At 68.1% G+C, this 20,963-nt stretch carries 19 protein-coding genes; 12 read left to right on the top strand and 7 right to left on the bottom strand.

The window, feature by feature from the left end; all coding sequences use genetic code 11:
- Positions 1 to 42: 42 nt before the first annotated feature.
- Positions 43 to 1,005 carry a carbohydrate ABC transporter permease gene (locus tag KLK06_RS29670; protein WP_214638914.1) on the top strand — a complete coding sequence of 321 codons (963 nt, stop codon included), beginning with the start codon at positions 43 to 45 and terminating at the stop codon, positions 1,003 to 1,005.
- Between the two features lie 53 nt (positions 1,006 to 1,058).
- Positions 1,059 to 1,823: a carbohydrate ABC transporter permease gene (locus KLK06_RS29665; RefSeq protein WP_374197161.1), complete on the top strand. Its 765-nt coding sequence runs from the start codon at positions 1,059 to 1,061 to the stop codon at positions 1,821 to 1,823.
- 1 nt (position 1,824) lies between these two features.
- Here the strand turns inward: KLK06_RS29665 and KLK06_RS29660 are convergent, their stop codons facing one another.
- Entirely contained in the window at positions 1,825 to 3,276 is a 1,452-nt protein-coding gene (locus KLK06_RS29660; protein WP_214638913.1) for an MFS transporter, read from the bottom strand.
- Positions 3,277 to 3,398: 122 nt separating this feature from the next.
- Here KLK06_RS29660 and KLK06_RS29655 point away from each other — a divergent pair, with 122 nt between their 5' ends.
- The 6 genes from KLK06_RS29655 to KLK06_RS29630 all read left to right on the top strand — a co-directional run bounded on the left by KLK06_RS29655 (position 3,399) and on the right by KLK06_RS29630 (position 8,515).
- Complete coding sequence (locus KLK06_RS29655) at positions 3,399 to 4,619, top strand: cytochrome P450 (protein WP_374197157.1); 1,221 nt, start codon at positions 3,399 to 3,401, stop codon at positions 4,617 to 4,619.
- Positions 4,620 to 4,621: 2 nt separating this feature from the next.
- Positions 4,622 to 5,266, top strand: coding sequence for a TetR/AcrR family transcriptional regulator (locus KLK06_RS29650; protein ID WP_214639022.1), 645 nt, complete (start codon positions 4,622 to 4,624; stop codon positions 5,264 to 5,266).
- Positions 5,267 to 5,320: 54 nt separating this feature from the next.
- Positions 5,321 to 6,508 (top strand): NAD(P)/FAD-dependent oxidoreductase, encoded by a 1,188-nt coding sequence (locus tag KLK06_RS29645; protein ID WP_214638911.1) that lies wholly within the window; start codon positions 5,321 to 5,323, stop codon positions 6,506 to 6,508.
- A gap of 14 nt (positions 6,509 to 6,522) precedes the next feature.
- Complete coding sequence (locus KLK06_RS29640; RefSeq protein WP_214638910.1) at positions 6,523 to 7,734, top strand: cytochrome P450; 1,212 nt, start codon at positions 6,523 to 6,525, stop codon at positions 7,732 to 7,734.
- Between the two features lie 36 nt (positions 7,735 to 7,770).
- Entirely contained in the window at positions 7,771 to 7,965 is a 195-nt protein-coding gene (locus tag KLK06_RS29635) for a ferredoxin (protein WP_214638909.1), read from the top strand.
- Positions 7,966 to 8,074: 109 nt separating this feature from the next.
- Positions 8,075 to 8,515 carry a hypothetical protein gene (locus KLK06_RS29630; RefSeq protein WP_250906179.1) on the top strand — a complete coding sequence of 147 codons (441 nt, stop codon included), beginning with the start codon at positions 8,075 to 8,077 and terminating at the stop codon, positions 8,513 to 8,515.
- Positions 8,516 to 8,534: 19 nt separating this feature from the next.
- Here KLK06_RS29630 and rfbB read toward each other — a convergent pair whose 3' ends face one another.
- Entirely contained in the window at positions 8,535 to 9,509 is a 975-nt protein-coding gene (rfbB, locus tag KLK06_RS29625) for a dTDP-glucose 4,6-dehydratase (RefSeq protein ID WP_214638908.1), read from the bottom strand.
- A gap of 249 nt (positions 9,510 to 9,758) precedes the next feature.
- On the opposite strand from rfbB, the gene rfbA reads away from it, so the two are divergent.
- Positions 9,759 to 10,661, top strand: a complete 903-nt coding sequence (rfbA, locus tag KLK06_RS29620; protein ID WP_214639020.1) for a glucose-1-phosphate thymidylyltransferase RfbA — start codon at positions 9,759 to 9,761, stop codon at positions 10,659 to 10,661.
- Between the two features lie 62 nt (positions 10,662 to 10,723).
- Entirely contained in the window at positions 10,724 to 10,981 is a 258-nt protein-coding gene (locus tag KLK06_RS29615) for a DUF5988 family protein (RefSeq protein WP_214638907.1), read from the top strand.
- A gap of 13 nt (positions 10,982 to 10,994) precedes the next feature.
- Here the strand turns inward: KLK06_RS29615 and KLK06_RS29610 are convergent, their stop codons facing one another.
- On the bottom strand, positions 10,995 to 11,705 hold the full coding sequence (locus KLK06_RS29610) for a TetR/AcrR family transcriptional regulator (protein ID WP_214638906.1): 711 nt from the start codon (positions 11,703 to 11,705) through the stop codon (positions 10,995 to 10,997).
- A 459-nt stretch (positions 11,706 to 12,164) separates the two neighbouring features.
- On the opposite strand from KLK06_RS29610, the gene KLK06_RS29605 reads away from it, so the two are divergent.
- A complete protein-coding gene (locus tag KLK06_RS29605) occupies positions 12,165 to 13,694 on the top strand; it encodes an MFS transporter (RefSeq protein WP_214638905.1) in 1,530 nt (509 codons plus the stop codon).
- A 1-nt stretch (position 13,695) separates the two neighbouring features.
- Here KLK06_RS29605 and KLK06_RS29600 read toward each other — a convergent pair whose 3' ends face one another.
- Entirely contained in the window at positions 13,696 to 16,446 is a 2,751-nt protein-coding gene (locus KLK06_RS29600; protein WP_214638904.1) for a LuxR family transcriptional regulator, read from the bottom strand.
- Positions 16,447 to 16,895: 449 nt separating this feature from the next.
- Between KLK06_RS29600 and KLK06_RS29595 the strand changes: the two genes are divergently transcribed.
- On the top strand, positions 16,896 to 17,675 hold the full coding sequence (locus tag KLK06_RS29595) for a thioesterase II family protein (RefSeq protein ID WP_214638903.1): 780 nt from the start codon (positions 16,896 to 16,898) through the stop codon (positions 17,673 to 17,675).
- Here KLK06_RS29595 and KLK06_RS29590 read toward each other — a convergent pair.
- The 3 genes from KLK06_RS29590 to ccrA are packed head-to-tail and all read right to left on the bottom strand — an operon-like array spanning position 17,672 to position 20,950.
- Complete coding sequence (locus KLK06_RS29590) at positions 17,672 to 18,532, bottom strand: 3-hydroxybutyryl-CoA dehydrogenase (RefSeq protein WP_214638902.1); 861 nt, start codon at positions 18,530 to 18,532, stop codon at positions 17,672 to 17,674. The genes KLK06_RS29595 and KLK06_RS29590 overlap by 4 nt on opposite strands.
- Entirely contained in the window at positions 18,529 to 19,554 is a 1,026-nt protein-coding gene (locus tag KLK06_RS29585) for a 3-oxoacyl-ACP synthase III family protein (protein WP_214638901.1), read from the bottom strand. The genes KLK06_RS29590 and KLK06_RS29585 overlap by 4 nt, the downstream gene beginning before the upstream one ends.
- Before the next feature lie 31 nt (positions 19,555 to 19,585).
- Positions 19,586 to 20,950 carry a crotonyl-CoA carboxylase/reductase gene (gene ccrA, locus KLK06_RS29580; protein WP_214638900.1) on the bottom strand — a complete coding sequence of 455 codons (1,365 nt, stop codon included), beginning with the start codon at positions 20,948 to 20,950 and terminating at the stop codon, positions 19,586 to 19,588.
- Between the last annotated feature and the right edge of the window lie 13 nt (positions 20,951 to 20,963).

Below are 20,963 nucleotides of genomic sequence, written 5' to 3'. Positions count from 1 at the left end.
ACGACTTCCTGCGCTCCTTGCAGGTGTCGTGGGACGGACACCATGGCTCGTGATCTGACCACGTCCATCTCCCCGCCGCGGGCCACCTCGGCCCGCGGCGGGGAGCGGGCGGCCGGCAGCAGGCGCGTCCGCCGCCCCCACTGGCGCGGCGGACGGGCCCGCGGCTGGCTCTACGTGTTTCCCGCGCTCGCCGTGTATCTGGGTTTCGCCATCTGGCCGGCGCTGAACACGTTGCGCCTGTCCTTCCTGAACTGGGACGGCATCCTGCCGGCGACCTCGGCGGGCCTGGACAACTACATCAAGATTTTTCGGGATTCGGCGCTGTACGAGGCCATTCTGCATAGCCTCGTGCTGATCGTCTTCTTTTCGTTCATCCCCATCTGCGTCGGGCTGTTCATGACGGCCCTGCTGATGGGCAAGGTGCGGCGCGGGATGACGTTCTTCCGGATCGTCTTCTTCCTTCCCCAGGTGCTGCCGCTGGTGGCCGTCGGCATCACCTGGCGCTGGCTCTACAGCGACACCGGCGTCGTCAACCAGCTCCTGGACCTGGTGGGGCTGGGCGGGATCACCCGGGCCTGGCTGGGCGACTACCAACTGGCGCTGGTCGCGCTCGGGTTCATCGGGACCTGGGCGATGAGCGGGCTGTGCATGATGCTCTTCCTGGCCGGCGCGCAGAAGATCGACCCGTCTCTGTACGAAGCGGCGACGCTCGACGGCGCGAACTCGTGGCGGCAGTTCCTCCACGTCACCCTGCCCGGGGTGCGCAAGGAGATCACGATCGCCGGCGTCATCACCACGATCGCCGCGCTGGCCAGCTTCGACCTCGTCTTCACCACGACGAACGGCGGCCCGGCGGGTCAGACCAACGTGCCCGCCCTGCTGGTCTACCGGCTGGCCTTCAACGAGGGCGACATCGGCGGCGCGAGCGCGCTGGCGGTCGTGCTGACCGTGCTGGTGATCGCCGTGGTCAGCGCCATCCGATACTTCACCAGGGATGAGAGTTGAGCATGCGCGGCGGGGTCAGCATCCGGTATGGCGTACTTGTCCTGTTGGCGGTCATGGTACTGCTGCCGTTCGCCGGCATCATCCTGGCCGCCCTGCATCCGCCGGGCGCGCAGCTCAACGGGCTGAGCATCCCTGAGCACTGGTCGTGGCAGACCCTGGCGCTGGCCTGGGAGCGCGGCAACTTCACCGCCCTCATGCGGTCGAGCGTGCTGATCTCGGTGTGCGTGGTGCCGCTCGCGCTGGTGCTGGCCACGCTGGCCGGATACGGGCTGACGGTCCTGAAGGTCTGGGGCCACAAGACGGTGACGGCCGGCTTCGTGCTGGGACTCACGCTGCCGATCGAGCTCATCGTCGTGGCGCTCTACTTCAACCTGCGTGAGGTCGGCCTCACCAACTCCTACCTCGGCATCATCCTCGCCGAGGTGGCGCTGTTCATGCCGTTCGGCGTGTACTGGATGCGCTCGCACTTCTCCAACATCCCCGACGAGCTCGTCGAGGCGGCGCGCATCGACGGCGCCCGGGACATCGTCGTGCTGGCGCGGGTGCTGCTGCCGATCTCGTGGCCGGCGATCACCACCCTGTCGGTCCTGTACTTCATGTGGTCGTGGAACCAGTTCCTGCTGGTGCTGGTCATGATGCAGGACCCGGAGCGGCGCACCGCCCCGGGCGGTCTGGGACTCTTCGTCGGCCAGTACTCGACCGACATCCCGTTGCTGTCGGCGGCCGGCCTGATCGTCATCACCCCGATCGTGGTCGTCTACCTCATCTTCCAGCGCAGCTTCGTCAACGGCATCACCCAGGGCGCGATCAAGGGCTAGATCAGACCCGCGCGGCGGCGGGGTGCGTGGTCGGTGTGGCGGAAGCCGGGCGCCGGCCGGGCAGGAAGGCCGCGAAGGCGAGAGCGACGAGCGCGGCGCCCGCGCCGATGGCCATGACCAGGCGGAAGCCGTTCTGGGACGGGAGGGTGACCGAGCCGAGCGTGATGGTCATCTGGGCCAGGACCACGCCGGAGACCGCGCTGGAGATCGAGGTGCCGATGGCCCGCATCAGCGTGTTGAGGCTGTTGGCGGCGGCCGTCTCCGACACGGGCACGGCCGCCATGACGAGCGCGGGCATGGCGCCGTACGCGAGTCCGATCCCGGCCCCGATCACCGCGGAGACGAGCACCAGGTGCCAGATGGCGGACATCAGCGCGATGCTCAGGCCATAGCCGGCGGCGACCACGAGCGCACCGCACATCAAGGTCACCTTGGGGCCCCTGGCCTTCGAGATCCGCGCGGACAGCGGGGCCATGGCCATCATCACCAGGCCGGAGGGGCCCATCACCAGGCCCACGGTCAGCATCGACTCTCCCAGCCCGTAGCCGGTGGCCTTCGGGATCTGCAGGAGTTGCGGGAGCACCAGGGACATCGCGAACATCGCGAAGCCGAACACGGCGGAGGCGAGGTTGGTGAGCAGCACCTGACGGCGCGCGGTGGTGCGCAGGTCCACCAGCGGCTGCCTGTTCCGGAGCTCCCACCAGCCCCACAGCGCCAGCGCGACGACCGCCGCGCCGAACAGGCCGATGGTCAGGGCGCTGGTCCAGCCCCAGCCGGCGCCCTGGGAGATCGCCAGCAGCAGGCACACCAGCGCGATCGACAGTCCCGCCGCGCCCACCAGGTCGAAGCGGCCTCCGGTACGCACGCTGGACTCCGGCACGAGAGTCAGCACGAGCACGGTGGCGAGGGCGCCGAGGGCCGCCGCCGTCCAGAACAGCACGTGCCAGTCGGTGCGTTCGGCCAGGAAGGCGGCCGCGGGCAGGCCGAGCGCGCCGCCCACGCCCAGCGAGGCGCTCATCAGCGCGGTCGCCGAGCCGAGGCGCTCGGCGGGTAGTTCGTCGCGCATGATGCTGATGCCGAGCGGAATGACACCGGCGGCCAGGCCCTGCAGCGTCCGTCCGACGACCATGGGCGTCAACGTGCCGGCGAGAGCGCAGACGACCGAGCCGGTCACCAGCAGGACCAGGCTGATCAGCAGCATGCGTCGCTTGCCGTACATGTCGCCCAGCCGTCCCACCGTCGGCGTCGCGACGGCGCCGGCGAGCAGCGTGGCGGTGATCGCCCAGGTTGTGTCAGCGGCCGGGGCGCTCAAGAGCCTCGGGAGCTGGGGGATCAGCGGGATCACCAGGGTCTGCATCAGCGAGACCACGATCCCGGCGAGGGCGAGCACCACCACGACGGTGTTCGCCTGCGGCGGGCCGGATGCCCGGGCGTGAGCGGGGACAGCGGGCATGGGTGAAGCCTCCGTCAGAAGAGTTGGGGACGACTCGACAGGACTTAAATCAGTCGCTTGACTTAATCTAACAGTACGGGTTTACTGACCACGAACTGACCGTCGGTTCGGAGGAGGTCGTGGTGAGCCAAGGTGACGGCGAGCAAGTCCTGATCTACCCGATTCCCAGTGACGCGGCGCTGGAGCCGCCGGCGGAATGGGCGCGGCTCCAGCAGAAGTGCCCCGTGGCGCGGGTGACGCTGCCCAGCGGCGACGAGGCGTCGCTGGTGACGCGCTACGAGGACGTCAAGCGGGTGCTGTCCGACCCGCGGTTCACCCGGCCGACGCACATGGACGACGCGGCCCGGATCTCCGACAGCGAGTCGGGTGGCGTCTTCAACAGCGAGATGGCGACGGCGATACCGCAGTCCGGTGAGGCGCACCAGCGCTGGCGGCGGATGATCAGCAAGTGGTTCACCGTCAAGCGCATGGCCGCGCTGCGGCCGGGGATGGAGGCGATGGCCGAGCGGCTCATCGACGACATGCTCGAGCGGGGTCAGCCGGCGGATCTCAAGGCGAGCCTGGGCTTCCCGCTGCCGGTGTGGGTGATCTGCGATCTGCTCGGGGTGCCGGACTCGGACCGCGACCAGTTCGCGTACTGGTCTGACACGCTGCTCAACTTGACCCGCTACACGCAGGCGCAGATCGACACGGCGCAGGCCGAGTTCGTCCAGTACATGGCCGCCCACATCATCGCCAAGCGCGCCGAACCGGGCGAGGACCTGCTCAGCGAGCTCATCACGAACACCGACGCCGACGGCGGGCGGCTGTCCGACGCGACCCTGGTGGCCACCGGCATGGGTCTGCTGGTCGCCGGGCACGAGACCACGGCGAACATGATCGGCAAGATGGTGGCGATGCTGCTGGCCGACCGGAGCCGCTGGGAGCGAGTGCTGGCGGACCGGTCGCTCGTGCGCACGGCGGTGGAAGAGGCGCTGCGGTTCGACGCCAACGCGGGGTTCGGCATGCCGCGCTACCTCGGTGAGGACATGGAGGTCGCCGGGACCGTGCTGCCGGGCGGGACGACCGTGGTGTGCAGCATGGCCGCGGCCAACCGCGACGAGAACGCGTTCGAGGGCGCCGACGACATGGACCTCGGCCGCAGCCCGAACCTCCACCTGGCCTTCGGCGCCGGGGCGCACTCGTGTCTGGGACAGGCGCTGGCCCGCACCGAGTTGCAGGCGGTGCTCGAGGTGCTGCTGCGCCGGCTCCCCTCCCTGGAACTCGCCGTCCCGGTGGCGGACCTGCGGCGGGTCGAAGGACTCGCCGTCGGCGGGTTGAGCGAAGTCCCGGTGCGGTGGTGAGCGTGGCCGGCCGGACCGTCCGGGCCGATCGGGCCGGCGCGACCCGGGAGTCGATCCTGACGGCGGCGGAGCGGCTGTTCGCCGAGCACGGGGTGATGGCGGTGTCCAACCGTCAGGTCAGCGAGGCCGCGGGGCAGGGGAACAACACCGCGGTCGGCTATCACTTCGGCACGAAGACCGATCTCGTCCGCGCCATCGTGCGCAAACACGCCGAGCGGATCGAGCGGGTGCGTACGCGGATGCTGGCCGAGATCGGCGACAGCTCGGACGTACGGGACTGGGTGGCCTGCCTGGTACGCCCGAGCGCCGAGCACCTGGCCGCCCTGGGCAACCCCACCTGGTTCGCCCGGTTCGGCGCCCAGGTGATGACCGACCCCGCCTTCCGCGAGATCATGATCGAGGAGGCTCTCAGCTCGCGCGCGCTGCTCCAGATCCTCGACGGGCTCAACCGGTGCCTGCCCGAGCTGCCGGTCGCCGTGCGGGTCGAGCGCCATGACATGGCCCGTCAGCTCATGGTGCACGTGTGCGCCGAGCGCGAGCGCGCCCTGGCCGAGGGCACCCCCACACCCCGATCGAGCTGGCACGACGCCGCGACCGGGTTGATCGACGCCATCGTCGGGCTGTGGCTGGCACCGGTCACGCCGTGAAGAGGAGGAAGTCTCGATGAAGGTCAACCGCGCACTCACGCCGGGCGAGACCGCGTGAACGCTCCCTCCAGCGTCCTGGTGGTCGGCGCCTCCGCCGCCGGGCTGGCCACCGCGGAGGCGTTGCGGCGCAAGGGGTACCAGGGCGGCCTGACCGTCCTCGGTGCCGAGCCGCACCTGCCCTACGATCGGCCACCGCTGTCCAAACAGGTCCTCTCCGGCGCCTGGGACCCCGAACGGGTTCAGCTACGGCCGCAGACGGCTCTGTCCACCTTGGACGCCGAGTTCATCCTCGCCGACCCGGCCGTCGGCCTGGACGCGGCCGGACGCACCGTCCACACCGCGTCCGGGCGTGCCCTGCGGGCCGACGCCGTCGTGGTGGCCACCGGACTGCGGCCCCGGACGTTCGCCGGGCAGGCGGAGCTGGCCGGGGTCCACGTGCTGCGTACGCTCGACGACGCGGTGGCGCTGCGGGCGGATCTGCTGGCCTCCTCGCGGCTCGTGGTCGTGGGGGAGGGCGTGCTCGGCGCCGAGATCGCCGCCACGGCGCACGGCATGGGCCTTGAGGTCACGATGGCCGGTCCCCGGCCGGCCCCACTGGCCGGCCAGATCGGGCCTTCGGTCGCGGGGATGCTCGCCGACCTGCACACCGAGCGCGGGGTCCGCCTGCGCCTCGGCGCCGGGGTCAGCGGGCTGACCGGCCACCAGGGGCGGGTCACGGGTGTGCGCCTGGACACCGGCGAAGTGCTGCCCGCCGACGTGGTCGTAGTGGCGATCGGGGCCGACCCGGCGACCGAATGGCTCACCGGCAGCGGCCTGCGGCTGGACAACGGGCTGGTGTGCGACTCCCGCTGCCGCGCCGCCGAGGGAATCTACGCGGTCGGCGACGTGGCCCGGTGGCACCACGACAAACTCGGCGCGCTGCTGCGGCTGGAGAACCGGACCAACGCCTCCGAACAGGCCGGCATCGTCGCGGCGAACGTCCTCGGCGATGACCAGCCCTACTGTCCCGTGCCCTACTTCTGGACCGACCAGTTCGACGCCAAGATCCAGGTACATGGAGTGCTGCCCGTCGACGCCGAGGTGACCGTGGTGGACGGCGACCAGGCGGCCCGCCGCTTCGTCGCGCTCTACCGCCGCGACGGCAGAGTCACCGGCGTACTGGGCTGGAACATGCCCAAACAGACCCGCCTGCGCCGGCAGGACGTCGTCGACGCGCTCTCCGACCTCGTACCGGCTCCCTGACTTTGGAGGAATTCATGACAAGTACCTTGAATCCGGCTGAGATTCCGGAGTATCCGATGGCCAGGGCGAAGGGTTGCCCCTTCGATCCGCCGCCGGCTCTGCAGGCCAAGCAGGCGGAGGGCCCGCTCTCCAAGGTCCGCCTGTGGGACGGCAGCACCCCGTGGGTGGTGACCCGTTATGCCGAGCAGCGGGCACTGCTGGCCGACCCGCGGGTCAGCTCCGACATCACCCGGCCCGGTTACCCGAGCCCGGCCCCTCTCAACGGCTCGTCGCCCATCAGCTTCATCCTGATGGACGATCCCGAGCATGCGCGGCTGCGGCGGATGGTGACGGCGCCGTTCACCATCAAGCGGGTGGAGGCGATGCGGCCGGCCGTACAGAAGATCGTGGACGACCTGATCGACGATCTGCTGGCCGGCCCGAAGCCGGTCGACCTGGTGACGGCGTTCGCCTTGCCGGTGCCCTCGCTGGTGATCTGCGAGCTGCTCGGTGTGCCGTACGCCGACCACGACTTCTTCCAGGAGAACAGCAAGACCATCATCAACCGGGAGGCGAGCACCGAGCAGCGGGCGGCCGCCCTCGGCCATCTGGGCGGCTACCTGCACAACCTGCTGGACGAGAAGCTCGCCAACCCCGGTGACGACCTGCTGTCCGGGCTGACCGAGCGGATCAAGACCGGGGAGCTGTCCCAGCGGGACGCGGCCGGGATCGGGGTGCTGCTGCTGATCGCCGGGCACGAGACCACCGCGAACATGATCGCGCTTGGCACGCTCGCCCTGCTGGAGAACCCCGGCCAACTGGCCCTCCTGCGTGACACCGAGGATCCGAAGCTGGTCTCCTCGGCGGTCGAGGAGCTGCTGCGCTACCTGCACATCACGCACAACGGGCGGCGCCGGCTGGCGCTGGAGGACATCGAGCTCGACGGGCAGATCATCCGCGCCGGCGACGGGCTGATCATGGCCAACGACATCGGCAACCGCGACCCCGACGCCTTCCCCGACCCCGACCGGCTGGACATCCAGCGCGATGCCCGCCACCACGTGGCGTTCGGCTTCGGCGTCCACCAGTGCCTGGGCCAGCCGCTGGCCCGGATGGAACTGCAGGTCGTCTACAGCACGCTCTACAAGCGCATCCCCACCCTGCGACTGGCCGCGGATCTGGAAGAGATCCCGTTCAAGCACGACGGGTCCGTGTACGGGGTCTACTCGCTCCCCGTGACCTGGTGACTTTCCCCCCACTACGACGACAGGCAAGAGGATCTCATGAAGGTGACCATCGACCAGGACAAGTGTGTCGCTTCCGGACAGTGTGTGGTCGCCGCCGCGGACGTGTTCGACCAGCGCGACGAGGACGGCATCGTGGTGCTGCTGAACCCCGACCCGCCGGCCGAGCAGGCCGCCGACGTCCGGCACGCCGCGGTGGTCTGCCCGGCGCTGGCCATCCACATCGAGGACTGACGTCCACCTGAGGCCACCTCGACCGACCGAGGTGGCCTCCCCTGACCAGCAGGTTTATCCGGTTCGCCGTTCGGTAGACGACCCTGTGAAGAACGGGGGCCGACTCGTCATGAACCAGCCAATCCTGCGCGCCGGGGCTCGAGGCGCGATCGGTGCCATGGCGATGTCCGGTCTCAGGCAGTTCTCCACCGCGCTCGGCCTGGTGGAGAAGGTGCCGCCGGAGGCCGTGCTGGAACGCACCACGCCCCGGCTGTTCCGCCGCGTCCCGCCCGATCGGCGCCCCGCGGTCGTCGAGCTCATGCACTGGTCGTACGGGGCGGCGGGCGGCGCGATCTTCGGGGCGCTGCCCGAGTCCGTACGCCGCCGGCGGTGGGCCGGGCCCGCCTACGGCCTGTTGTTCTGGGCGGTCTTCCAGGCCGCCATCGCGCCCATGCTCGGCCTGCCGCACAAGGACAGGGCCCGTCTCACCGAACGCCTGTGGCTGCTCGGCGACCACCTGCTGTACGGGATCGTGGTGGCCGCCTCTCCCTGGCCGCACCGCGACCACTGACCGCGCGCGAGCATCCGGACTACGGGGTCAGGCTCTCGGCCTTGAGCGGCTGCCACCAGGCGCGGTTGTCGCGGTACCAGGCGACGGTCTCGGCCAAACCGGTCTCGAAATCCTTGCGGGGCCGGTAGCCCAGCTCGGTGCGGATCTTGGTGCAGTCGACCGAGTAGCGCAGATCGTGGCCCTTGCGGTCCTCGACGTACGAGACCTGGTCCCAGCCGGCGGCACATGCCTTGAGGAGCAGGTCGGTGAGCTCCCGGTTGGTGAGTTCGGTGCCGCCGCCGATGTTGTAGATCTCACCGGGACGGCCGCCGGCGCGGACCAGTTCGATGCCTCGCACGTGGTCGTCGATATGCAGCCAATCGCGGCTGTTGCCGCCGTCGCCGTACAGGGGAACCGGCCGGCCGTCGAGGAGGTTGGTGACGAACAGGGGGATGATCTTCTCCGGAAAGTGATGGTGGCCGTAGTTGTTGGAGCAGCGGGTGACGCGTACGTCGAGCTCGTGGGTGCGGTGATAGGCGAGGGCGAGCAGGTCGGAGGCCGCCTTCGAGGCTGAGTAGGGGGAGCTGGGCCGTAGCGGATCGGACTCCAGCGAGGAGCCCTCCGGGATCGAGCCGTAGACCTCGTCGGTGGAGACGTGCACGAAGGTCCCCAGCCCGCTGCGGACCGCCGCGTCGAGCAGGGTCTGGGTGCCGGCCACATTGGTCCGCACGAACTCGGTCGCACCCATGATGGACCGGTCGACATGGGATTCGGCGGCGAAGTGGACCACCTGGTCGTGTTCGGCGACGAGCGGGTCGACCAGTCGCTCGTCGCATATGTCGCCTTGGACGAAGGCGAATCTGTCGCTCGTGCGCACCTGGTCCAGATTCGCGGGGTTGCCCGCGTAGGTGAGTTTGTCGAGGACGGTGATCCGTGTGTCGCCGTCGGTTTCGAGCAGGGTGCGCACGTAGTGGGAGCCGATGAATCCGGCGCCCCCCGTGACCAGAATCCTCATCGCAAGATCTCCTACCTGATCCCGAGCGGAGTCGCCGTGCGTCGCTTCACGATCTGCCTTTCGCCATGGAAACCATATCGCCGGTAAACCGTGCGCAACCGTTTAGCGGCCGACATAGGGGGGCACCGGGGGCGGGGTAGGGGGCAAATGAGGGTTGTCTTGGAGTCCATTCTGATGTGATCCGGTGTGATGCTCAGGGAACGAATATCGATTCTGGCTACCCGGTTTTCCCCTGAGGAAGGGTATTTCGTGAAAGGCATAATTCTGGCCGGCGGGCACGGCACGCGGCTGTACCCCATTACCCTCGCGGTCTCGAAACAGTTGCTGCCCGTGAACGACAAGCCGATGATCTATTATCCCTTGTCGGTGCTCATGCTCGCGAATATCAGAGAGATCCTGGTGATCTCCACCCCGGAGGACCTGCCGAATCTGGCGCGCCTGCTGCGCGACGGCTCACACCTCGGACTCGACATCACCTACGCCCGCCAGGACGAGCCCGTCGGACTGGCCGACGCCTTCATACTCGGCGCCGACCATATCGGCGACGATTCGGTGGCGCTGGTGCTCGGCGACAACATCTTCCACGGATATTCGTTCTACGACATCCTCCAGGAGAACACCGCCGACGTGGACGGCTGCGTGTTGTTCGGCCATCCGGTCAGCGATCCCGAGCGCTACGCCATCGCCGAGATGGACTCGCTCGGCAGGCTCGTCTCCATCGAGGAGAAACCCGCGCATCCGCGCTCCAACTGCGCCGTCGTCGGCCTTTATCTCTACGACAACGACGTGATCGACATCGCGAAGAATGTCCAGCCGTCCGCCCGTGGGGAACTCGAGATCACCGACGTCAACCGGGTCTATCTCGACCGGGGCAAGGCGAAATTCGTCGAACTCGGGCGAGGGTTCGCCTGGCTCGACGCGGGCACGCCCGACTCCATTCTGCAGGCCAGCCAGTACGTGCACATGCTGGAGGGGCGGCAGGGCGTACGCATCGCCTGCATCGAGGAGATCGCGCTGCGGATGAACTACATCGACGCCGAGGCCTGTCACCGCCTCGGCGAGGAGTTGCTCCCGTCCAGCTATGGCCGGTACGTCTGCGCCCTCGCCGCCGAATTCGGCCACGCGCCGCAACCGGCCGGCGCATTCTCCTAGAGATCGTCCATCAGAGATCGTCGACGGCCGGCCGCCGGCCACGATCATCGGAGGTACCCGACATGACCGTTCCCTCCTTCAACGGCTCCTCGTCCGCCGTGCCGCCTCGCTCCCGGCGCGAACCCGTGGAGGTCGCGCTCGAGGGTGGCCCCGCCGATGTTCCGCGAACCCTCCACGTCATGCACGACGTGGTCTCAGCGGGAAAGATAAAGATTCCGCGCAATGGTGGATACGAGCATTTCGAGCGGGTCAGCGTATCCGTGGATTCCGCCGACCCGCCGATCTTCCGGTGGACCACCCGCACCAAAGTGGCCGAATGAGTATGGCCGTGTCTCACAGCGCCTTTCGCAGATCCGGCTCCTGTCCAGCCCGGCCGGCCTTCTCCCTCTCCTCAACGTCCCCCTCCTCGATGAAGACGGCGACCCCGTCGAGCAGGCGGCGAATGCTGAACCAGAGCCATTCGTCGATGTGGGCCACTTCCTCCTGCCTCTCCACCAGGCTCGACAGCATGGGGAAGTGGCCGGATTCGAGAATCTCCGACAGCATCGGCATCTTGGCCGCGCGCCACTGCCGCGTGGTGACTCCGGTCCGCCGTTCGGCCTCCCATTCGCTGACACGAAGCAGGGCGGCCCCTTGTACCTGAGCGCTTACCGCGATGGTCACCCAGTGCATCATCACCGGATCGAGACCGAGACCGTCCAGGGCGTCCATGGCCCGTTCGAGGTCGGCCAGAACGTTCGGCCCGAGCGGCGGCTGCGGGGTCGCGATGACCTGCAGCACCCACGGATGCCGGGAATAGAGCCGCCACTCCCGCAGCGCGGACAGTTCGAGCCGGGACCGCCAGTCGGCCGGGGCGGGCGTCAGATTCTTGTCCTCGCCGTGTACGCGATCGACCATCAATTCGATCAGCGCGTCCTTGCTCGTCACGTATCGGTACAGGGACATCGTGCCCACGCCGAGCTCGGTCGCCACCCGGCGCATGGACAGCGTCTCCAGACCCTCGGTATCGGCGATCTCGATGCCGGTGCCCACGATCCGTTCCAACGTGAGCCCTTCGCGAGGTGCTCGCGGAGCGGGTTCGGGCTTGGGTGGCCGGTTGTCTTCTCTGACGGGCTCGGGGAGAGGCGCTTCGGAACAGGGCCGTGCGCGCGCGGCCACACGCGCTCTATATGCCCGAGCCTGGCACGACCGCGAACAATATCGCGGTCGTCGCCCCCGAGGTGCGGCACACAGCGGGCTGCCGCATTCTGCGCAGGTGAGCATCTGGCCTCACAGATTTTGTCACGCGCATCTTGATATCTGGTGAAATTCTATCACATGAGTTCGTGATGAAATTGACCGCTAAGCGTGATGGAACGCGCGGAGGCTCCGCCGAAAAGGCGTGATATATATCCGCCAATGCCGCTTTGCCGGAATTTATTGCCCGGTTCGTGTCCTAAGTCCGGCCGGAGGCGGAGATGAGTACGTCGTATGCACTCATACACGGTATCTGAGGAGTGTGGGATGGAAACGGAGTCAAAGATCGCCGGACGACGAGAGTGGATAGGACTGTCAGTTCTTGTCCTGCCCGTCCTGCTGATCTCCATCACCGTCACGGTCCTCTACTTCGCGCTGCCGTTCCTCAGCGCGGATCTCCAGCCGAGCGGGGCCGAGCAGCTCTGGATCGTCGACATCTACGCCTTCTGGCTGGCGGGGCTGCTGATCGTCATGGGCACGCTCGGCGACAGGATCGGCCGCCGGCGCCTGTTGCTCATCGGCGCCGCCGTCTTCGGGATCACGTCCGCCGCGGCCGCCTACGCGCCCAGCGCCGAGATGCTCATCGTCCTGCGTGCCCTGCAAGGGGCGGCGGCCGCGACCCTCATGCCGTCCACCCTGGCGTTGATCCGCAACATGTTCCACCAGCCTCGGCAGCGCCGGCTGGCCATCGCGATCTGGGCCGCCGGCTTCTCCGGGGGCAGCGTGCTCGGCCCGATCGTGGGCGGGTGGATGCTGGAGAGATTCTGGTGGGGCTCGGTGTTCCTGATCAACGTGCCGATCATGCTCCTGCTGTTGGTGCTCGGGCCGATCCTGCTGCCGGAATATCGCGATCCGCAGGCCGGCCGGCTCGACATGGTGAGCGCCGCACTGACGCTGGTAGCCGTGCTCCCGATCGTCTACGGAGTGAAGGACATCGCCGAACAGGGCCTGAGCTCGACCGCCGTGCTCGGCGTCGTCGTGGGCCTGGCCGCCGGCGCCTCGTTCGTCTGGAGGCAGCGCACGCTGACCGACCCGATGCTCGATCTGCGCCTGTTCGCGGACAAGGGGTTCGGCATCTCGCTGATCACCAGCACGCTCGCCATCTTCGCCCTCATGGGGCTGTTCTACTTCATCGCGCAATACCTGCAACTGGTGCTGGGGCTGCGCCCGTTCGTCGCGGGGATACTGACGTTGCCCGCCGCGGGCATGGCCCTCGTCGGATCGATGCTGGCTGTGGTGGTGGTGCGATGGGCGCGCCCCGGGTTCGTCATCGGCGGCGGCATGCTGCTCGCGGGTGCGGGGTTCGCGGTGCTCTCACAGCTCGAAGGGGAACCGGGCATCCAGATACTGGTGATCGGCCTGGGGCTGCTGGGCGCCGGACTCGGCGCCGTTCAGGCGGTGGCCTCCGATCTGGTCGTCACGGTGGCGCCGGAGGAGCGGGCCGGCTCGGCGTCGGCGGTGCTTGAGGCCGGTACCGAGTTCGGCGCCGCCCTCGGCGTCGCGGTCCTGGGCAGCCTCGGGCTGGCGATCTACCGCTGGTCGTTCGACGTTCCGGCCGGGCTGCCCCCTGAGGCCGCCCAGACGGCGCGCGAAACGCTCGGCGGGGCGGTCGAGGTGGCCGCCCAGCTTCCGGAACAGGCGCGGGCGGCCCTGCTCCATACAGCGCGTACGGCCTTCACCGAGGGCATGCGGGTGGCCGCGATCTCGGGTGCGGTCGTCCTGGTGGCCACGGCCGTCATGGCCGCGATCCAGCTCCGGCACGTGACCATCGAGGAGAACGCCGATCAGGCGAGCTGAGTCAGCGTAGTTCCACATAGGAGAACTGCGCGGGCAGGTCCCTTCGGCCACGGACGTTGAGCTTGCGGTAGATCCGGGTCAGATGCTGCTCGACGGTGCTGACCGTGATGTAGATCTTCCGGGAGATCTCCCGGTTGGTGTAGCCCAGCGCCGCGAGGGAGGCCACGCGCTGCTCGGCGTCGCTCAGCAGGCCCATGCTCTCGGTGTCCTCCGTCTCCTGCTCGGCCGGATCGTCCTGCCGTACCGCCCAGCGCAGCGGTTCCGCCTGGCACTCGTCGGCCACCCGGTCGGCCCAGTAGCCGATCATCCGGGCCTTGTGGAGCTCGCCGATCTCGTTGAAGGCATGGGTCAGGTCGACGAGCGCGTAGGCCATCTCCAGCCGGTCTCCGGCGCTCTGGAGCATGTCGACGGCCTCCCTGAGCAGAGCCGGCCGCTTCTTGAGGTCGCCGGTGCCGGCCAGCAGTCGGAGTGTGGCCCCCTTCGCTCTGAGCGAGTCGGCGCCGGGCAGGTCGTACGGTTCCTCGAGGAGGGCTCGCGCCTGGTTCGGCTGGCCCATCTGCATGAGCGCGGCGGCCGCGCCCTGGCGCCAGGGCGCCAGCACGGGTGTGTCGAGGTTCCAGGCGCGCATGAGCCTCCCGCAGCTCAGGAAGTCGTTGAGAGCCGCGTGCGAAAGGCCCGTCGCCAGGTGGAAATAGGCCCGTGCCTGGAGATAGTGCAACCCGAACCGGCTCTGATAGATCGCCGCGGGGATGGGATGTCTGAGCAGTTGGGTCGCGACATCGAACTTCCCCATTTCGGTGTTGGTGCGGATCAAGGCGGCCAACGGCAAGCCGATATGAATCCCCATACTCCGACTCGGTAATACATTCAGTGCGATAGAGGCATATTTATGGGCAATCGCTAGATCCCCCTGGCGAATGGCGATGTGCGCTCGGAGGCCGGCCAGCACGGCCCGCCAGGTGGGGGAGCGTCGCTGGACGGCTTCTTCGAGCAGGACATCACAGAGTGGGGCCGCTCGATCCGCCTGATCGGAGTAGAGCAGGGTGAAAATGGAGGATTCCACGGCTTCAAGATTCGCATCGTCCAGCGTGGCGGACTGGAGGACGCGTTCGGCGGTCGCAATCTTATGCTCGTCCTCCTCCGTTCTCAGAAAACCGGACAAAAGGGCGGCTCCTTGCAGCTGCCATACGCCGGCTGCCGGTTTGGCGGTGTCAATAGAGGTGTCCGCCGCATCGAGCAGAAGCGGGGGAAAGGCCGAAGCCAGCCACTGATGAGCGACGCCGAGCCGGAAGAGGGTCTCCTTCTCGCCGGATTCGGCGGCCATGGCGTTCAGCCGCCGCAGCGCCTCTGCGGCCTCCTCGAGCCGCCCGTGCCACAGGAAGAACCTCAGCAGCATGCGGACGTCTTCGAACCCGAGGTGGCCCTCTCGCGCCATCGCCATGAGCGGGTCGAGGTGCTGGGCGGTGGCCGCGGGATTGACCAGCCACTCAGTCCGCGCGAGCGAGGCCCGCAGGGCCGCCCGCCGCGCGTCGTCGTGACACAGGTCGATCGCCAGTCTCAGGCATTGGATGGCGAACTCGTGCTCGTCGTTGAGCAGCGTCTGGTCGGCGGCTTCGCGCAGCTCCATCATCGCCCAGGGCTCCAGGCCGTCGGCGGCGTGGATGAGGTGCTCGGCGACCGCGGTGCTGGCCGCTCCCTCCGTGTGGAGGAGCTGGGCGGCGCGCCGGTGCATGTCCTTGCGCTGCTCGGGGTCGAGGTCGTCGAGAACGGCCGACCGGGTCTCCGGATGGCAGAAGCTCGCTCCATCGACGATACCGACGGCGGCGAGATAGTTGAGAGTCTGCTGAACGGTCGCCGGCGGAAGTTCCAGCAATTCGGCCAGCAGGTTCGGAAAAGCGAGATCGCCGAGTACGGCGAGGCCGCGGGCGGTGCGCAGCGAGGTCGGGTCGGTGCGATGCAGGAGGGCGCGCACCGACCGGGAGAAGGCATCTCCAATGACCAGCGAATGCGATTCGCCCGACTCGTGCAGGTAGTCCTCGACCAGCGCCTCGACGAGCAGCGGATTGCCACCGCCGGCCTTGTGGAAATCCGGGCCGAGTTTCTCCGCCGTCTCCTGGTCCATGGACTTGCAGAGCATCTTGGTGACGCCCTCCCGGGAAAGCGTGCCCAGTCTCATGTGCCGGCAGTGCGGATGGCGCATCAGGTCTATCTCAATAAGCGGATCCATCCCCTGTGGATTCTCGGTCGCCGTCACCACGACGAATACATTGGCATTGTTGAGCCGTTGTACGAAATTAAGCAGGAGCTGCCATGACAATGCGTCCGAATATTCGACGTCGTCGACGGTGATGAGCACCGGCGAGCTGGTGGAGAGCTCCAGGACTATCGACCACAGCCCCTGTACGGTGTGCAGCCAATCGGGATTGTGCGGCGACTCGCCGATCGACTTCGCGCTGAAGGCGGCCTCCTCGATCAGCCGGGCCGCCTCCGAGGCGTGCTCGATCGGCAAGGCCGCGCTGTGGAAGCTCTGACTGGCCATCCCGAGCGGAAGTGTGCGGTCGGTCCGTGAGCAGGTGGCGCTCAGCCAGGTGATGCCGGCCGCGGCCGCGCGCTGGCTGAAGGTGTAGGCCAGTTCGGTCTTGCCGACCCCGGTGGGTCCCGTGATCACCATGACCCGGCCTTTGCCGTGAATGCAGTCCCTTAGCAGATCGTCCAGATCTGTGATTTCGTGGTCACGCTCGATGAGGGTCATCGTCTTTCTCGTTCGCCCCCTTACGCCAGTATGAGGGGTCGTGCTCGTCTCAGGCCCTGGCACGAACCCTTTCTTATCATTCTCGTACCGCCGCCACGCCGCCTGTCAATACATTCGGACAAAACTCGGGAGTTTCGCGGATTTCATCACGTCGGGGTCCGCTATTTCATCACTTCGTCACGGATGCGCCTGCGGAAACGAAACCCCCCTTGGCGCCCCTTACCCGACGGGCAAAACCTAGGGGTGTGGCCTAGCCTGCGCGTCCGGACTGAATGAGTTATTCTCCTGTTCATCGTAAAGATAGCAGGGTGGAATGTGCACGGCTGTTGGCGGTGGGTAAGGGATTTCACACGCCGGTTCGGCCAAGGTGAATCAGCGAGTTCCCGCGGATATAGTCCACAGCTTTTCTTGGTTTAACCCGGTCCGAAACGATCGAGAAAGGGATTGCCGTGAGTGACGCGGTAAACACTGATGAGGCCTGGATCCGGCGTTATCATCCTTCGCCCGAGGCGTCGTCCGTACTCGTCTGCCTGCCGCACGCCGGCGGCGCGGCCAGCTTCTATTTCCCGGTCTCGGGGATGACGCCGCCGTCGGTGGAGGTCCTGGCGGTCCAGCTCCCCGGCAGGCAGGACAGGCGCGGTGAGCCCGGCGTCGAGAGCATCGGAGAACTGGCCGATCGCGTCGTGGAGACGTTGCGGCCGTGGACCGGTCTGCCCGTGGCGCTGTTCGGGCACAGCATGGGCGCGACCGTCGCCTTCGAGGTGGCCCGCAGGCTTGACCGGAGTGACACGGCCCTGCTGCTGGGGCTGTTCGCGTCGGGGCGGCCCGCGCCATCGGTGCTCCGCCCCGCCGGTCCTCAGCGGCGGTCGGACGAATGGCTGCTGGGCGAGGTGCGCACGTTAGGCGGCACCCACGCGCAGGTGCTGGGCGACGACGAGTTCGTCCGCGCGATACTGCCCGCGCTGAGGAGCGACTACCGGGCGCTGGACACCTATCGCTACCTGCCCGGGCCGAGACTGTCCTGTCCCATCTTCGCTCTCAGAGGCGAGGAGGATCCCAAGGTCAGTGTCGATGAGGCCCGGGCATGGCGCGACCACACCGCGGCGGGATTCGAGCTGCGTACCTTCCCCGGCGATCACTTCTATCTCGTGGATCACGCGAGGGAGGTCATCGCCCTCGTCGTCGACCGGATGCGCGGGGCGCTGCGAGCCTTCGATCAGCGGGTCTAGGAATAGTCGTAGAACCCGCGGCCGGACTTCCTGCCCAGCAGCCCGCCCTCCACCATGCGCAGCAGGACCGGTGGCGGTGAGTAGCTCGGCTCCTTGAACTCGTCGTACAACGCGTCGGCGATGGAGGCCACCGTGTCGAGCCCGATCAGATCGGCCAGGCTCAGCGGGCCCATGGGATGGGAGCAGCCCAGCACCATGCCGCGGTCGACGACCTCCGCGGAGGCGAACCCGGACTCCACCATTCTCATGGCCGCCAGGAGATAGGGGATCAGCAGGGCGTTCACCACGAACCCCGCGCGGTCGGCTGACTGGATCACCTGCTTGCCGAGCGTCGCGGTGACGAACGACTCGGTCCGGACCTTCGTCTGATCCGTCGTCAGCAGCGACCCGGTCAGCTCCACCAGCGAGAGCACGGGCACGGGGTTGAAGAAATGCACACCGATGACCTGGCCGGGCCGGCCGGTCGCGCGCGCGAGCCTGATGATCGGAATGGACGAGGTGTTGGACGCCAGGATGGCGTCGGGGAGTTCCACGATCTTGTCCAGCGCGCCGAACAGGTCGAGCTTGGTCGACTCCTGCTCGGGGACGGCCTCGAAGACGAGCTGCCGATCGCCGAGATCGTTGAGGTTGGCGGTGAAGACGACGCGTGCCATCGCCGCGTCCCGCTCCTCCTCGGTGATCGTCCCTTTGCGCAGGCCGCGGTCGAGTGACTTGAGCAGGCGACGCCGTCCCGGGGGCACGGACGCCTCTGTGGAGACCGCGATCCGCACGTCGAGGCCCGCGCGGGCGCACACGTCGGCGAGGCCGGAGCCCATCACCCCGCAGCCCACGATGCCGATCCTGTCGAACTGGGTCATCTCGCCTCCTGTGGCGCTCTGGCCGTCCAGCGGAGCAGGCAGGCGCCGACCGACATGCCGCCGCCGAATCCGGCGAGCAAGACGAGATCGTCCTGTTTGAGGATGCCTGACCGATTGGCCACGTCGAGCGCCACGGCCACCGAGGCGCTGCCCATGTTGCCGTACCGCTCGACTATGCGTGGGGTGTGCGTGCCGGTGAGGCCGCAGCGCTCGACCAGCTCCGTCATCAGGCGACCGTTCGCCTGATGGGGGAAGAACGCATCGATCTCGTCCAGCCCGAACCCGGTGCGGTCCACCAGGCTTTTCATCGCGGGCGGCACGTGCTCCAGCACGAACTCCGTGACGCCGCGGCCGTCCATTCTGAAGTAGTGCTCGCCGTCCGCGACGGTCTGGTGGGATGCCGGGTGCCGGCTGCCGCCCGCCTTGATGCCGATGAGCCGGTGGGCGGCGCCGTGGCTCGACAGCTCGAAGTCGATGAACCCCGACGGCTCGGGCACCGCGCCGACGATGGCGACGCCGGATCCGTCCCCGAACAGGACGGAGGTGCGGCGGTCGGAGAAGTCGAGCTGCCTGGAGTACAGATCGGCGCCGACGACCAGGGCGTAGGTGTCCGGGCGGCGCGCGATGAGACCGTCGGCGATGGCGAGGCCGTACACGAATCCGCTGCAGACGACGTTGATGTCGAAACAGGCGGCGGAGTGCGCGCCCAGCGCGTCCTGCACGAGATAGGACGTGGGCGGCTGGGGGGAGTCGCCGGTGGAGGTCGCCACGATGATGTAGCCGATCCGGCCGATGTCGATGTCGCTCCGCTTCAACGCGTCCAGGCAGGCCTGTACGGCCAGGTCCGAGGTCGCCTCGTGCGGCGCGGCGCGACGGCGGGACTCGATCTGCGTCTTGCGGAGGATCCACTCCGCGTCGACGCCCGCCTGGCTCGCCAGGTCCTCGTTGGCGATCTCTTCCGCGGGGAGATACGAACCGGTCGCCAGGATCCCGGTCGAGTGTGCGGCCGCTGTCTGAGCCACTGTCAGATCCGCCTTTTCCTGGAAGCCACGCCTATGCCGGCGTCGAGGAGGTGGGGGTGGCGTCCACCAGGTGGCGCAGCGGGTTGAGGCGGTCCGCGCCGACCTCGGCGCGCCGCGCGGGATCGGTGACGCCCATTCCGGGCTCCGGCGCCATGCAGAGCACGCCGACCTTGCCGATGTGGCCGTTGGTCTGCACCAGCCGGGTGGCTTCCGCGACCTCCTCCAGCGGGTAGACGGTGGACAGGGTCGGCACCACCTGCCCGAGGTCGAACAGCCGCACGCACTCCCGCACCTCCTCCAGGTTCGCCCCGTGGCTGCCGATGATGCGCTTGAGGTGCATCCAGAGGTACCGGTTGTCGTAGTAGTGCTGGTAGCCGGTGCTGGAGCCGCAGGTGACGACCGCGCCGCCGCGACGGACCACGAACACCGAGATGCCGAACGTCGCCTTGCCCACGTAGTCCATGACGATGTGCGGATCCTCCCCGACCGCCGAGCGGATGGCCTTGCCCAGCCGCTTTCCCAGCGTGATCGTCTGCTCGGGCGTCATCTCGACGTCGTCGGTCATGCCTATCTCGTTGCGGTTGATGACGACGTCGCAGCCGAGACTTCTCAGGACCTCGGCCTTCGACTCCGAGCCGACGACTCCGACGGGTATGCCGCCGCCGTTCTTGACCATCTGCACGGCGTACGCGCCGAGACCGCCGGCCGCGCCCCAGATGAGGACGACGTCGCCCTGCTTCATGCGGGCACCTCGGGGGCTGACCAGCATGCGGTAGACCGTTCCCGCGCACAGCGTGACGCAGGCGGCCTCCTCCCAGGTCAGGTGGGCCGGCTTGGCCGCCAACTGGCTGGCCCGGGCCAGGGTGTAGTGCGCCAGGCCGCCGAAGTTGGTCTCGAAGCCCCAGACCCGCTGCTCGGCGCCGAGCATGCCGTCGGCGTGCGTGGCCGGCTCCTGGTCGTCGGCCTGGATCGGGCTGATCACGACGTGATCGCCGACGCGCCAGCGTCGCACGCCCGCGCCGACCGCGACGATGACCCCTGCCCCGTCGGAGCCCAGCACGTGGAACGGCTGGTCGTGACGCGCCGCGAACGCGCTCGTCCGGCCGAACCGCTTGAGGAAGCCGAACGTGGGCAACGGCTCGAACGTCGCCGACCAGACGGTGTTGTAGTTGATCGAGCTGGCCATGACCGCCACCACGACCTCGTCCGGCGCGAGTTCGGGCATGGGCACCATGCCGACGCGCAGCGATTTGCGGACGTCCTTGTCGTCCATGCCGGTGAACATCTCGGTGTCCTCCACCCGGAGGTAGGAGGCCGGATACTCCTTGGGCAGCGGGATCTTCGTCAGCTCGCCGGGTGTGGCTCCGCCCAGCAAGGCGTCGGCCATGGGATCCATGTCACTCCTTAGT

It is taken from the genome of Nonomuraea sp. NEAU-A123, assembly GCF_018603905.1.
In the GTDB taxonomy this organism is placed as follows: Bacteria; Actinomycetota; Actinomycetes; order Streptosporangiales; family Streptosporangiaceae; genus Nonomuraea.
Note: the sequence above shows the minus strand (reverse complement) of the source record. Positions and strands in the feature narration are given on the sequence as shown.

Excerpts from the sequence above, each read along its gene's own strand:
- KLK06_RS29600 (WP_214638904.1), bottom strand. The coding sequence starts at position 16,446 with ATGACCCTCATCGAGCGTGACCACGAAATCACAGATCTGGACGATCTG.
- rfbB (WP_214638908.1), bottom strand. The coding sequence starts at position 9,509 with ATGAGGATTCTGGTCACGGGGGGCGCCGGATTCATCGGCTCCCACTAC.
- KLK06_RS29665 (WP_374197161.1), top strand. The coding sequence starts at position 1,059 with ATGGTACTGCTGCCGTTCGCCGGCATCATCCTGGCCGCCCTGCATCCG.
- KLK06_RS29640 (WP_214638910.1), top strand. The coding sequence starts at position 6,523 with ATGACAAGTACCTTGAATCCGGCTGAGATTCCGGAGTATCCGATGGCC.
- KLK06_RS29605 (WP_214638905.1), top strand. The coding sequence starts at position 12,165 with ATGGAAACGGAGTCAAAGATCGCCGGACGACGAGAGTGGATAGGACTG.
- KLK06_RS29670 (WP_214638914.1), top strand. The coding sequence starts at position 43 with ATGGCTCGTGATCTGACCACGTCCATCTCCCCGCCGCGGGCCACCTCG.
- ccrA (WP_214638900.1), bottom strand. The coding sequence starts at position 20,950 with ATGGATCCCATGGCCGACGCCTTGCTGGGCGGAGCCACACCCGGCGAG.
- KLK06_RS29615 (WP_214638907.1), top strand. The coding sequence starts at position 10,724 with ATGACCGTTCCCTCCTTCAACGGCTCCTCGTCCGCCGTGCCGCCTCGC.
- KLK06_RS29630 (WP_250906179.1), top strand. The coding sequence starts at position 8,075 with ATGAACCAGCCAATCCTGCGCGCCGGGGCTCGAGGCGCGATCGGTGCC.
- KLK06_RS29635 (WP_214638909.1), top strand. The coding sequence starts at position 7,771 with ATGAAGGTGACCATCGACCAGGACAAGTGTGTCGCTTCCGGACAGTGT.
- KLK06_RS29590 (WP_214638902.1), bottom strand. The coding sequence starts at position 18,532 with ATGACCCAGTTCGACAGGATCGGCATCGTGGGCTGCGGGGTGATGGGC.
- KLK06_RS29660 (WP_214638913.1), bottom strand. The coding sequence starts at position 3,276 with ATGCCCGCTGTCCCCGCTCACGCCCGGGCATCCGGCCCGCCGCAGGCG.